The sequence below is a fragment of the Streptomyces fuscigenes genome, assembly GCF_021556455.1.
Classification (GTDB): Bacteria; Actinomycetota; Actinomycetes; order Streptomycetales; family Streptomycetaceae; genus Streptomyces; species Streptomyces fuscigenes.
In genome coordinates this window covers 1-12,994 of sequence record NZ_JAKGCV010000130.1, presented here as the reverse complement: position 1 = coordinate 12,994, position 12,994 = coordinate 1, and the positions used below count along the sequence as shown (strand labels likewise).

The 12,994-nt window shown below is 74.4% G+C and carries 9 protein-coding genes and 1 pseudogene; 3 read left to right on the top strand and 7 right to left on the bottom strand.

Going from position 1 to position 12,994, the window contains the following annotated elements:
* Together L1885_RS13315 and L1885_RS13310 are read left to right on the top strand one after the other, a co-directional pair.
* Positions 1–1,418: FtsX-like permease family protein (locus tag L1885_RS13315; RefSeq protein WP_235797294.1), on the top strand; the 1,418-nt coding region annotated here is incomplete at its 5' end.
* Positions 1,415–2,521, top strand: coding sequence for an ABC transporter ATP-binding protein (locus L1885_RS13310; protein WP_235797293.1), 1,107 nt, complete (start codon positions 1,415–1,417; stop codon positions 2,519–2,521). The genes L1885_RS13315 and L1885_RS13310, both read left to right, overlap by 4 nt.
* Positions 2,522–2,649: 128 nt before the next feature.
* On the opposite strand, the gene L1885_RS13305 is transcribed toward L1885_RS13310, so the two are convergent.
* Positions 2,650–3,351 (bottom strand): TetR/AcrR family transcriptional regulator, encoded by a 702-nt coding sequence (locus L1885_RS13305; RefSeq protein WP_235797292.1) that lies wholly within the window; start codon positions 3,349–3,351, stop codon positions 2,650–2,652.
* A gap of 84 nt (positions 3,352–3,435) precedes the next feature.
* Between L1885_RS13305 and L1885_RS13300 the strand changes: the two genes are divergently transcribed.
* Positions 3,436–4,314: an aldo/keto reductase gene (locus L1885_RS13300; protein ID WP_235797291.1), complete on the top strand. Its 879-nt coding sequence runs from the start codon at positions 3,436–3,438 to the stop codon at positions 4,312–4,314.
* A gap of 84 nt (positions 4,315–4,398) precedes the next feature.
* Here L1885_RS13300 and L1885_RS13295 read toward each other — a convergent pair whose 3' ends face one another.
* From L1885_RS13295 to L1885_RS13270, 6 genes and pseudogenes are all read right to left on the bottom strand, one after another.
* A complete protein-coding gene (locus L1885_RS13295) occupies positions 4,399–5,169 on the bottom strand; it encodes a DUF8010 domain-containing protein (protein ID WP_235797290.1) in 771 nt (256 codons plus the stop codon).
* Positions 5,170–5,262: 93 nt separating this feature from the next.
* Positions 5,263–5,691: an acyl-CoA thioesterase gene (locus tag L1885_RS13290; protein ID WP_235797289.1), complete on the bottom strand. Its 429-nt coding sequence runs from the start codon at positions 5,689–5,691 to the stop codon at positions 5,263–5,265.
* 1 nt (position 5,692) lies between these two features.
* The gene (gene ettA / locus L1885_RS13285) at positions 5,693–7,357 is read right to left on the bottom strand and encodes an energy-dependent translational throttle protein EttA (protein ID WP_235797288.1); all 1,665 of its coding nucleotides are present in this window, start codon (positions 7,355–7,357) and stop codon (positions 5,693–5,695) included.
* A gap of 922 nt (positions 7,358–8,279) precedes the next feature.
* The gene (locus L1885_RS13280) at positions 8,280–9,698 is read right to left on the bottom strand and encodes a Cys-Gln thioester bond-forming surface protein (RefSeq protein ID WP_235797287.1); all 1,419 of its coding nucleotides are present in this window, start codon (positions 9,696–9,698) and stop codon (positions 8,280–8,282) included.
* Between the two features lie 801 nt (positions 9,699–10,499).
* Positions 10,500–10,964 (bottom strand): annotated as a pseudogene (locus L1885_RS29395) (single-stranded DNA-binding protein); the annotation flags it as partial.
* Positions 10,965–11,086: 122 nt separating this feature from the next.
* Positions 11,087–12,994, bottom strand: a 1,908-nt coding sequence (locus L1885_RS13270; RefSeq protein ID WP_372481939.1) for a GTPase, incomplete at its 5' end; no start/stop codon positions are given.

The window sequence follows — 12,994 nt, the reverse complement described above, 5'->3', positions numbered from 1 at the left end:
TGACGCGGGCGAAGCCGTCCCCGCGGCGCACGGTCGCCGAACTCACGCTCCTGGTGCTCGCGGTGGGTGCCGTCGTGGCGCTGCGCAGGCGCGGCGCGGACGCCGGCGGCCAGGTGGACCAGCTGGTGAGCCTCGCGCCCGTACTGGTCGGGGTGATCGCCGCGCTGGTGCTCGGCCGCCTCCACCCGCTGCCGCTACGGCTCGCGGCGCTGCCCGCGGCCCGCGGGCGCGGCGCGACCGGCTTCCTGTCGCTGGCGCGTGCGGGCCGCTCCCACGCGACGGCCGCCCTGCCGCTGCTCGGGCTGCTGATCGCGCTGACGACCGCCGCGTTCGGCGGCTCGGTCCTCACCGGCGTCACGGCCGCGCGCGAGGACGCCGCGCTGACGGCGGTGGGCGCGGACGCCTCGGTGACCGCCGCGGAGAACCTGCCGAAGGGGCTCGCGCAGGCGGTGCGCCGGGTGCCGGGCGTGACGGACGTGGCGCCGGTGGAGCAGCGCGACGACCTCGACGTGCTGGACGCGGGCACCGTGGCCGACGCCGGGACCCACCTGACGCTCCTGGCCGTCGACCCCGCGTCGTACGCGCGGCTGGCGCGGCGCACCGGCCGGGGCGCGTTCGACGCCCGCGTCCTGACGGCGCGCGCGGGGCACGGCGACGGCGCCGGGGTCCTGCCGGCGATCGCGTCCCCGGGGGCCGCTGAGCGCCTGGGCTCCGGGGTGACGGAGATCGACGAGCCGGCCCGCAGCTTCCGGGTCCGCGTCGCCGCCGTACGCTCCGCGACGCCGGCCCTGCCCGGGGGCGACTACCTGGTGGTGGACGGCTCCCGGCTGCCAGGCCACGCCGACACGTCACTGCTGGTGACGGGTGCCTCGCTGGACGCCGCGGCGCTGAGGGCCCGCGTCCACGCGGCGGGCGGGGACCTCGGGGTGCGGGTGCGCACGCAGGTGCGGGCGTCGTTCACGGACTCCCCGCTCCAGACGGGCGCCGAGCGCGTCTATCTGACCGCGGTCGCGGCGAGCGCCGGCTACGCCGTGCTGGCGCTGCTGCTCGGCGTCGTGCAGGCCGCGCCCGAACGCATCGCGCTGCTGGCCCGGTTGCGCACCCTCGGCATGACCCGGCGCCAGGGCCGTCGCCTGCTGATCCTGGAGGCACTGCCGCAGGCGCTGCTCGCCGCGCTCGGCGGCGCGCTCGTCGGCTGGGCCGCGATCGCGCTGCTCGCGCCCGGCCTGGACCTGACACGGCTCGCCCTGTCCGACGCGACGCAGAGCGCGCCGGTACGGCTGCGGCTCGACCCCTGGTCACTGCTGGTGCCCGCGATCGCCGTCGTCGTCGTGGCTGCGGGCGTGGCCGCGATCCAGGCATGGCTGTCCACGCGCCGCCGCGCGGTGCGGGAACTGAGGGCGGGAGGCCCGACATGAGCGACACGTCCCCCGGTGGCACCTCCCCGGAGGGGGCGCCGCCGGGCGGCGCGCCCGACGGCGGCCGTGCCCCGGACGAAGGGTCCGCGCAGGAGGTGCCCGTGAGCGACGGCCCGGTGGGGACGCCGCCGGGCGCGGCCCTTCGCGCCGGCACGTCCCTCGACGAACTGGAGCGGCGGGCGGCGGCCCGGCGCGACAGGCCCGAGTACGGGCACGACGCACTGATCACCTGCGACCGGCTCGTACGGGTCTTCACGACGGACGGCGTGGAGGTGCAGGCCCTCCAGGGCCTCGACCTGCTGGTGCGGGAGGGCGAGTTGATGGCCCTGGTGGGCGCGTCGGGCAGCGGCAAGTCCACGCTGATGAACATCCTCGCGGGGCTGGACGAGCCGACCGCCGGGGCGGCGCGGGTCGCCGGCCGCGACCTGCTCGCCATGGGCGCCGCGCAGCGCCTCGCCTACCGGCGCGAAGTCGTCGGCTTCGTCTGGCAGCAGACGGCGCGCAATCTGATGCCGTTCCTGACGACCGCGCAGAACATCGCCCTGCCCATGCAGCTGAAGGGCCCCGGCGGCCGCCGGGCCCGCGCGCACCGGGCCGAGCGCACCGGGATGCTGCTGGACCTGCTGGAGGTCTCCGACTGCCGGGACCGGACGCCCCAGCAGATGTCGGGCGGCCAGCAGCAGCGGGTCGCGATAGCGGTGGCACTGGCCAACGAGCCCTCGGTGCTCCTCGCGGACGAGCCGACCGGCGAGCTGGACTCCGCGACGGGCGAGCAGATCTTCGCCGCGTTCCGCGCGGCGAACGAGCGGCTCGGCACGACCATCGTCATCGTCACGCACGACCAGAAGGTCGCCACGGAGGTGCGCCGCACCGTCGCGATCCGCGACGGCCGCACGTCCTCCGAGGTCCTGCGCCGCACCGAGGTCGACGCGGCGACGGGCCAGGAGTCCCAGGTCGCCAGGGAGTACGCGATGCTGGACCGCGCGGGCCGCCTCCAACTGCCGCAGGAATACACGGAGGCGCTGCACATGGAGCACCGCGTCCTGCTGGAGCTGGCCCCCGACCACATCGAGGTGCGGCCGGACGACGCCGGTCACGCCTGAACGTCCCGTGGCCGCGTACCGCCCGGGCCGAGCGCCGGCCCGGGCGCGGACGGCGCTCGGACCGCGCGGACGCCACGCCTTCCGCCCGGCGGCCTGCCCCCGGTCCGGCCACGGCCCCTTAGGTCCCTCTAGCGGGCCAGACGCCTGAGCCAGTCGTGCAGGAGCGCTGTCTCGACGGGGCGCAGCGGGATGGCGGCCGGATCGGCTTCGCCGAGGCCGGCGTCGAGCGCGAGCGCGCGAGCGGCGAGGGTGGGGCCCGGTGCCGGGGCGCTGTCGGTGGTCAGGGAGCTGATCAGCGTGTCCCGCATGCGTGGTGAGACCTCGGGGTCGCGGTCGTCCTCGGGGACGCCGATCAGGGAAAGCGTGACGCCGGTCACCGCGGCGAAGAGGAGGTCGGCGGCCAGGGCAGGCGGTACCCGCAGACGGCCGTGGGCGGCGGCTCGACGGAGGAAGGCCATGAGGAGTTCCTGAGCCTCCCGCGCGACAGGTGGACGGCGGCCGGGGCGGTCGGTGCCGTACATCAGCAGGTAGAAGGCGGGGTGCTCCAGACCGAAGTCCACGTGCACGTCCCATCCGCGGCGCATGTCGTCGACCGGATCGCCACTCGGAGTCAGATTCTGCTTCCGCGCCACGTACACGTCGAAGGCGTGGACGGCCAGTGCCGACAGAAGTCCGTCCTTGTCGCCGAAGTGCTGGTAGAGAGAGGCCGCCCGGATGCCCGCGGCCGCCGCGACCGAGCGTGTCGAGAGCGCCTGGGCCCCCTCCCGTTCCAGTAGTTCGGCTGCCACTTCCAGGATCCGCCGACGGTTCCGGGTCTTCGCGTCGTCCACGGTTGCAATGATACGCGATGCGGCGTATCACTGCTCCAGCACTGATACGCCCCATCGCGTATCGTCGTTAGGCAGGAGGATCTGATGAATCGTCTGGGCTACGGCGCCATGCAGCTCGCGGGCCCGAGGGTGTGGGGACTCCCGGAGGATCCGGCGGCGGCACGGCGGATGCTGCGCCTGGCCGTGGAGCTGGGCGTGACCTTCTTCGACACCGCGAACGCCTACGGTCCGCGAACGGTGAACCAGCTGATCGGCCAGGCCCTGAGACCGATCCCCGAGGGTGTGATCGTGGGCAACAAGGTCGGCGGGGATCGCGGCCCGGACAAGTCCTGGGTCGTCGACGGCCGCCCGGAGACGATCCGGCGGCAGGTCACCGAGGCGCTGACCGACCTGGGAACGGACGCAAGCGAGCTGACCTACCTCCGGCTGGCCGGTGACACCGCCGGCACGCACGTGGACGTGCCGCTGGAGGAGTCACTCGGCACGCTGGCCGGGCTCCGCGACCAGGGACTGATCCGCCGGATCGGCCTGTCCGGCGCATCCCCGCAGATGCTGGCGCGGGCACAGAAGGTGACCCCCATCGCGGCGGTGCAGAACCGCTTCAACCTGCTCGACCGCAGCGGCGTCCAGGTTCTCGCCGACTGCGAGGCCCAGGGCATCCTGTTCGTCCCCTACTTCCCGCTGGCGGCCGGCAGGCTCGTCGACCACGAGGAACTCGTCGACCCGGCGGAGCGGCTCGGCTCCACGCCCGCCCAGATCGCGCTGGCTTGGCTACTGCGCCGCTCACCCTGCGTGGTCGTCATTCCCGGGACAGGCAGACCCGATCACCTCCGGTCCAACGTCGAGGCCTCCGCGGTCGCCGAGCAACTGCGCGATCACGAGGTCGCGCGTCTGACCGGACTGGTCGACGAGTCGAAAGCGACTCTCGGCGGGCCTGCACCCGGCGCTCAGCGCCACCGGTGACCACGCTCCCGGGCGCCCGCCGGACACGTCCCCGGCCCGTCCGGCGCTGGGACCGCGCGGACGCCACGTCATCCGCCCGGGGGACTACGCCCGTACGACGCTCAGACCGGGCAGTGCGGCGAGGCCGGCCTCGCCGACCCGGACCGCGACGGACCCGTAGGCGGTGCGCAGCCGCAGCCAGGCGCCCGAGGCGAACAGCGCCGGCTCGGCCGCGCCCGGCGCGGCCCCCGGCGGGCGCAGGAAGCCGACGGAGCGGGCCGCGTGCACCGCGCGCAGCGGCAGGGTCGTCTCGCCCACGGTCCGCGACCAGATCTCCCGGCCGATGCGGTCGCGCTCGTCGCGGGTACGCCGGTCCTGCGGCAACTCCTCGTCCCTGCGCCGGAATTCGGCGACCGCACCCGCGAGCGAGCGGGCCATCTGACCGAGTCCCGGCAGGCCGGGCACCGGGCGCCAGCCGCCGCGGGGCGGCAGGACGCCGGCCCAGGGCGGTCCGGTCACGGGGTCGGGAACAGTCACCTCGGCCCGGTCCTCGGCGACACCCTCCAGCAGGTCCCCCGCGGAGACGGTCACATCGATCCGGACTGTCGCGCGCGCGGGGCCCGTGCCGGCGGCTCCGGCGGCGTCCGGCCCACCGGGGGCGCGCAGCCGGACCGTACGGATCGCCACGACCTCGAACGAGGGCGGCCGTCCGAACACCGCGAGCACGCCGTCGCCCGCCTGGAGCCGCACGGCCGCGGCCCGGTCGTAGTGCAGCAGTCTGCCGAGGAAGGCCGCGAGGTCGGCCGCCTCGCCCGCGTCGGCCAGGGGCAGCACCGACCGCGCCGCCTCCGTGGACTTGTCACCGGGTGCTCCCACGAGGAACCCCCACCCCGTCCCTACTCGTCGTCGGTCGTGCGCCGGGTCCCGCGGGCCGTGTGCCGTCGCCGGCCGGTGACCGCGGGCCCGTGCTCACTCGTCGTCCAGGTACTTCTGCAGGAAGTACTTCTCCTCGGCCGTGATCCGGCGGGGACGCCGCGCGTCGAGGTCGTAGGGCACGACGACCGTCGACGCCCGCACGTACACCTGCTCCGGCGCGTCCTCCGTCGCCTCGTCCTTGACCTCGTACGCGACCGTCAGCGAGGCCGCCTTGACGTCGGTCACCCACAGCTCGACGGTCACCGGCTCGTAGCGGTGGACGAGAGGCAGCTTGTAGTCGATCTCGTGCCGGGCCACGACGGACCCGCCGGAGAACGAGGCCGAGCCGTCGCCCGGCGCCAGGCGGAACATGAAGTCGATGCGGGCCTCCTCCAGGTAGCGGAGGAAGACCACGTTGTTGACGTGCCCGAAGGCGTCCATGTCCGCCCAGCGCAGGGGGCAGCGATACAGGAAGCGGGCCATGTCAGTCGCGCGTCAGCTTCTTGTAGGAGGCGCGGTGCGGCCGGGCCGCGTCGGCACCGAGCCGCTCGATCTTGTTCTTCTCGTACGACTCGAAGTTGCCCTCGAACCAGAACCACTTCGACTCGCCCTCGTACGCGAGGATGTGCGTCGCGACGCGGTCGAGGAACCACCGGTCGTGGGAGACCACGACGGCGCAGCCGGGGAAGTCCAGCAGCGCGTTCTCCAGGGAGGACAGCGTCTCGACGTCGAGGTCGTTGGTCGGTTCGTCGAGGAGCAGCAGGTTGCCGCCCTGCTTCAGGGTGAGCGCGAGGTTCAGGCGGTTGCGCTCACCGCCGGAGAGCACGCCGGCCGGCTTCTGCTGGTCGGGGCCCTTGAAGCCGAACGCCGACACGTAGGCGCGCGAGGGCATCTCGACCTGGCCGACGTTGATGTAGTCGAGCTCGTCCGAGACGACCGCCCAGAGCGTCTTCTTCGGGTCGATGTTCTCGCGGCCCTGGTCGACGTAGCTGATCTTGACCGTGTCGCCGATCTTGATCGAGCCGGAGTCGGGGGTCTCCAGGCCCTGGATCATCTTGAACAGCGTGGTCTTGCCGGCGCCGTTGGGGCCGATCACGCCGACGATGCCGTTGCGCGGGAGCGTGAACGACAGGTCGTCGATGAGGAACTTCTCGCCGAACGACTTCGACAGGTGCTCGACCTCGACGACGACGCTGCCCAGGCGCGGGCCCGGCGGGATCTGGATCTCCTCGAAGTCCAGCTTCCGCATCTTGTCCGCCTCGGCGGCCATCTCCTCGTAGCGGGCGAGACGGGCCTTCGACTTGGCCTGGCGGCCCTTGGCGTTGGAGCGGACCCACTCCAGTTCTTCCTTCAGGCGCTTGGCGCGCTTCGCGTCCTTCGCGCCCTCGACCTTGAGACGGGTCTGCTTGGTCTCCAGGTAGGTGGAGTAGTTGCCCTCGTAGCCGATGGCGTGGCCGCGGTCGAGCTCCAGGATCCAGCCCGCGACGTTGTCGAGGAAGTACCGGTCGTGGGTGACGGCGACGACGGTGCCTGCGTACTTGGCGAGGTGCTGCTCCAGCCACTGCACGGACTCGGCGTCCAGGTGGTTGGTGGGCTCGTCGAGCAGCAGCAGGTCGGGGGCCTCCAGCAGCAGCCGGCACAGCGCGACCCGGCGGCGCTCACCGCCGGAGAGGTTGGTGACGGGCCAGTCGCCGGGCGGGCAGCCCAGCGCGTCCATCGCCTGCTCGAGCTGCGTGTCCAGGTCCCACGCGTTGGCGTGGTCGAGGTCCTCCTGGAGCTTGCCCATCTCCTCCATGAGGGCGTCGGAGTAGTCCGTCGCCATCAGCTCGGCCACCTCGTTGAAGCGGTGGAGCTTGCCCATGATCTCGGCGGCGCCCATCTGGACGTTCTCCAGGACCGTCTTCGACTCGTCCAGCGGCGGCTCCTGGAGCAGCATGCCGACGGTGTAGCCCGGCGAGAGGAACGCGTCGCCGTTGGACGGCTGCTCGAGGCCCGCCATGATCTTCAGGACGGTGGACTTGCCGGCGCCGTTCGGACCGACCACACCGATCTTGGCGCCCGGCAGGAAGCTCAGCGTCACGTCATCGAGGATGACCTTGTCGCCGTGCGCCTTGCGCGCCTTGCGCATCGTGTAGATGTACTCAGCCAAGAGAAACCGTCCGGCAGATCGAGAAGGGCCAATGTGCGGCACCGCCGCGTGAGGGCGGATACACCCCATCTTGCCAGCCGTCCAGCCCGGGGCGAAAACCCATCCGCCCCATGCGCTGTGACCTGCCCGTTCGCACGGGCGGTCCGCCGGTTGTCCGGCCACCTTCCGGCGACGCCGGTCACCGCCGAGAGCCCGTGCGCGGCCCCGAGAAGGCCCGGAGAAGGCCCGGAGAGAGCCCGGAGAGGGCCCGAGGACGATCACTCGGGCCGGGGGCGTACCGTCCGACCCTCGCCGATGGCTGTGGGCCGCGGGCCGGACGGCCGCGCTCGCGCCCGTGCCCGCGAGGTCGGACCCCGCGCCGGCCGGCTCGCTGTCATGCCGGCACGCCGGTGAGGCCGCGGGCGGACCCGCCCGCTGTCGCGTCCACGGGCGGACAGCGGAAACGGGTGGCCCCGCCAGGCCACCCGTCCCGACCACAAGTACGTAGGGGGAGGGCATCCGCGTTCAACGTCCGCGAAGTTTTTTTCGCCCGGTCCCCGGAGCCCCGGGAGGGCACGGTCCCGGCAACCGGGCCGCCACCCCGCCGAGGCCCCTCGGACGCGCCGGGAACGGCGCTCTCCAGGGCCCGTGATCCCCGAGTGTCCGGGGATCCGGGGTTGGCAGGCCCGGGACCCGCAGCCCATGATCCCCGGGCCACCGGGTTCGCCGGCCCGGGACTCGCATGCCGGGACTTGCAGCCCGGGACTCGCAGCCCGGAATCGCGGGGGAAGGGGAGAGACCCACCGGGCCGGGGCCCGCGGGGGGGACCCATCGGGCCGGGGCTCAGCGTCCCGGGGCCCCGTGTCCCTCGGTCTCCGTGTCCGGAGACCGCACGGGGCGCACGGGGGGCACGGGGGCACCGGGCGCATGCGGCCCCGGCGGCTCAGCCCTCCGCGCCCGGTGCACCCTTCCTGGTGCGGAACACGAAGATCACGCCGCCGCCGATGATCACGAGCGCGATGGCGACGCCCGCCACCACCGGGGTGGCGCTGGACGAACCGGTCTCGGCGAGGTCGCTGCCCGCCAGGTCCGTGACGTCACCGCCGGAAGGGCCGCCGACGGAGGCCGCGCTCAGACTGGTGACGTCCTGGTCGCTGCCGGGATCGGCGCTCGTCGTACGGCAGTCGAGCGTGCCGAAGAAGCGCTGCCGGAAGCCGTTGTCGCCGGTGACCGTGAAGTCGTACGGCTGGTCCTCGGAGACCGGCACCGTGATCGTCTTCGCCGTGCCGGGCGCCACGGCCTGGGTCTCGTCCGCGAGATCGAAGCGGAACGCGCCCTCGCCGCTGTTGGTCGCCGTGACGTCGATGCCGCCCTTGTCACAGTTCTTCTGCGCGGTGAGCGTCGCGACCGCGCCCGACGGCGCCCAGGTGCCCGTGGCCGTCGCGGAGACGGTGGAGTCGCTGGACCCGGCGAGGATCTGGGTCTGGCTCTTGCTGACGCCCGCGAACGCCCGCCCGACCGGGACCGGGGCCGTGGCCTGCACGGTCATCCGCGCCGTGCCCGAGGCAGGGCCGCCGGGGCCCGAACTGCCCGGCACGTCGAAGTACAGCTTGCTGCCGTTCTTCGCCGTCGTGAGCGGCTTGCCCTCGGCGTCGGTGATGCGCACCCCGCTCTGGGCCGCGTCGGCGGGCGGCTGGACCGTCACGCTCTGCGCGCCGGTGTGGACCGTGACCGGCCCGACCCGCTCGCCGGCCTGCCCGGTCACGGTGCCGGGGGTGAGGCTGAGGGAGGCCTGGGGCTCGGCGGCCGTGCGGGCGTTGCGCCCGAGCCAGTCGGCCAGCCGCTCCGCCTGGGGGTCGGTCGCGTCCACGTCGGCCTTGTCGGTCAGGCGCCAGATGGCCACCTGGGTACCGGCCGCTGCGGTCCCCGGCGTGAGGGCGCCGGTGCGGGCGGCCCCGGCGAGCGCCGAGAGGTCGTCGACCTGGGGGTAGGAGTGGTGCAGGATCCAGAGGACCTTGCCCGCGTCCCGGTTCGCGCCCAGCGAGGTTCCCGCCCAGGGCGTCTCCACGTACCGGGCCTCGTCCTGCACGGGGTTGTCGATGTCGACGCAGTACGTCTTGAGCTTGCCGCCGCCGTCCACGTTCATCTCGAACAGTCCGGCGTCCAGTTGCTCGTCCGAGCTGTGCCCGTCGGCGTCCTTCGTGTGCAGCACGGCGCCGCCGTGCACGTCCAGGCCGTCGAGCACGGCCGTGGCACCGCCCGCGCGCTGCGGCATCGAGTCGTCGGCCGAGGCGGTACCCGCGCCCGCCGCGACTCCCAGGGCCAGCAGGCCGAAGACCGCGGCCGCGGACGCAGCACGCACCGCGCCGCGCCCGGCGGGACACGGCTTCCGCCGCTCCCGGTCGGAGCCGGACGACCGCACGGAGACCGCCGATATCACTGAAAGCACCGAATTCCCCTTCGCCCGGAACCCCTTTGAGCGGGCTCGTGGACAACAGGAATCCTAGGGAGGCCAGATGTGACGCATGACCACCGCATGCTCGGACGGCCGTACCGAATCGCAATCGTTATCGGCGAAAGGGCATGTCACAGGAATACCACCACCCCTGGACACTCACTTTGTCGACAAGGCCTTCCGCCGGGCGGCCTCGTTCGCACGCCGTGACACCCCGTCGGCCCACCGCCTCGTCGGCCCGTCACAACGTCGGCCCACCGCCCAGTCGGCCGCCGCCCCGCCTTCCGTCGCGCCATCCCCTGCCGTGCGTCGCCCCGCAGGCCATCGCCCGGCCGCCCGACGCGACGGCACCGGCACCAGCACCGGCGGGAGGCCGTCACGGTCAGCGCATCGTCATCTCCGGCTCCCCCTCGCCCGCCCTCTCCCTTCGCCCGGCCCTCTCCCTTCGCCCAGCCTCCTGCTCCTTCACCCGGACGCCCGGCCTCCCGCTCTCCCGCTCTCCTGCCCCTACACCCCTTCCGACTCCTGGCTCCCCCGTGCTGCCTTGCCCGCCCGGGTCCGGCTCCGGCCTCCTCCGCCGCTCCTGACGCCGTCCCCGCCGCTCGCACCCGCCGCGGCCGTCTCCAGCGCGACCGGCTCCGTCTCCGCCTCGGGAGCTGCTGCCGCCGGAGCCTGAACGGGCCCCTGCCGCGGCCGGCGTGAACGGTCCTGGACCGGGACCGCCCACAGGTCACCGTCCCGCTCCCGCCCGACGTCGCCACCCGCCCCCGCCACCGCCGCGGCCTCCTCCTGCCGCACCGGCGTCCGCACCGGGCCCCGCGCGACCCGGCGGAACGCCGAGGTCCCCCGTGTCAGGTCGTGGCCCGCCGCTGCGGCCTCGATGTCCACGAACGTGCGGCGGCCGCCGTCGCGCTCCTCCTCCCTGACCCGCAACCGGCCGCGGATCACGAGAGGTTCCCCCACGGACACGGACGCGGCGAGATTGGCCGCGAGCGCCCGCCAGGCCCAGACCGTGTAGAAACTCGTCGGGCCGTCCGTCCAGTCCGCCTTCGCCCTGTCCCACCTCCGGGCGGGGACGGCGAAGCGGAAACGCGCCACCCCGCCCGTCGGCGACTCCTTGAATTCGACGCCGGTCGCCACATTCCCCACCAGCGTCACCATCGTCTCCGTCATCGCGGCCCTCCCCGCCGTCGGTTCATGGACCCAGAGTGGCCCACCTCGCCGCACCCCGCTCGGGCCTGTGGACAGACCGGCGGCCGGCCACCCCGGGCGGCCGGCCGCTGTGAACAACTCCCTCACCCGAGCGAGTGAGAACCCGTCCCCGAGAAGGCCGCCGAGCCGCCGGAGCCGCGTCCCGCGGCGCCCTGGCCCGTGATGACGCTCCCGGGCAGCCTGCCGGGCCCCGAGACGGTGGCGAACTGCTCGCGCACCTCCCGGTAGCGCATCAGCTCCGCCGAGATGGGATCGAGCACCCTCGCCCGGCCGCAGCCGGCGGCGGTCTCGCGCAGCCGCCGCTCGACGTCCTGCCCGTAGCGACGGGCGGGGCCCCTGGCCGCCGCGGCGCACGCCCACTCCACCACCGGCCCGCCGACGATGCCCGCGAGCATCACCGTCGCGGGCGGCAGCAGGCCCGGCGGCACGACGCTGAAGATCTGGCCCAGCAGCCACAGCGCGCCGAAGATCTGAAGGAGGGTCATCGCCGCCTGCACCAGCACGGCGGCGGGCCACCAGGCGGGCCGCGGCGGGCGGGCGCTCGGCGACGCGGCCGTGGCCGCGAGGTCGTCGAGCGACTCCGGGAGGCCCTCGGCGCCCCGGACGGCCGCCTCGCGCACCGCGTGCGCCCAGGGCGCCGGGAGCCCCGCGGACGCCTCGTCCGCGACGGTGCGCACCGCCTGTTCGACCTGCTGCCGCGCGGTGGCCTCCTCCTCCACCACCAGCGGCTCCTGGGGCTGCTCGGCGCCGGGCGTGCGTGTGCGCTCGTACCAGCGCCACAGCCGCAGCCAGGGGGTGCCGCAGGCGCGTCCCGCGTTCCTGCGCCACTCGCGCTCGGCCGCCTCGCCGGCCGCGACCGCGCCGACGGCCCAGGCGAGCCGGTCGGCGAACTCCTCGCGCGCCTGCTCCCCGAGCCCGGGCCTGCCCTGTGCGAGGTAGGCCGGGCGCAGGCGGTCGGCGGCCGCGGCGACGTCGGCCGCGAGCCGCCGCTCCGCCGCCGTGCGCTCCTGGACGAAGCGGCCGAGCAGTTCGCGCAGTTCGCCGATGCCCTGGCCGCCGAGCGCGGACACGGCGAGCACCGTCGCGCCCGGCTCCTCGTACTCGCCGAGAGCCATCCCGTCCTCGTCCAGCAGCCTGCGCAGGTCGTCGAGGACCTGTTCGGCGGCCTCGCCGGGCAGCCGGTCGACCTGGTTGAGCACGACGAAGGTGACCTCGGCGTGCCCTGCCAGGGGGCGCAGATAGCGCTCGTGGAGGGCGGCGTCGGCGTACTTCTCGGGGTCGACGACCCAGATCACCGCGTCCACCAGGCCGAGCACCCGGTCGACCTGGTCGCGGTGGGCCGTCACCGCCGAGTCGTGGTCGGGCAGGTCGACGAGGACGAGACCGTGCAGTTCCTCGTCGCCGTCGCCGCCCGCGAGCGGCTTGCGGCGCAGCCTGCCGGGGATGGCGAGCCGGTCGAGCAGTCCCGCCGCGCCGTCCGACCAGACGCACGCGATGGGCGCGGACGTGGTGGGGCGGCGCAGACCCGTCTCCGAGATGGGCACGCCGGCCAGCGCGTTGAACAGCGTCGACTTCCCGCTGCCCGTGGCGCCCGCGATCCCGACGACGGTGTGCCGCGAGGAGAGGCGCTGGCGGGTCGACGCCTCGTCAAGCACCTGTCCCGCCTCGGCGAGCACCGCGGCGTCCACCCTCGTACGCGACAGGCCCACAAGCTCGCCGAGGGCGTCCAGCCGGGCCCGGAGCGGTCCCGCGTACGCGCTGCCGATGGGGGTGTGCCCGCCGCCGCCGTTCAGGAGGTTGTCCGGTCCGCCCTCCGGGGAGCGGGTACGGGCGCGGCGGGCGATCAGCCCGTCGTCCCAGCCGGGCGTCCCGGGCCCGTACCCGCTCCCCCTGCGCCCGGCGGCGCGGCCGCCGTACGGGGCACCCCGGCCGTCCACGGCGCCACGGCGGTCGCCCGGATCGCGTGCGTCACGGGCGCCCCTGCCGTCGCG

Bases quoted from the DNA above. Each gene is read 5' to 3' on its own strand.
- L1885_RS13310 (WP_235797293.1), top strand. From the start codon at position 1,415: ATGAGCGACACGTCCCCCGGTGGCACCTCCCCGGAGGGGGCGCCGCCG.
- L1885_RS13300 (WP_235797291.1), top strand. From the start codon at position 3,436: ATGAATCGTCTGGGCTACGGCGCCATGCAGCTCGCGGGCCCGAGGGTG.
- L1885_RS13290 (WP_235797289.1), bottom strand. From the start codon at position 5,691: ATGGCCCGCTTCCTGTATCGCTGCCCCCTGCGCTGGGCGGACATGGAC.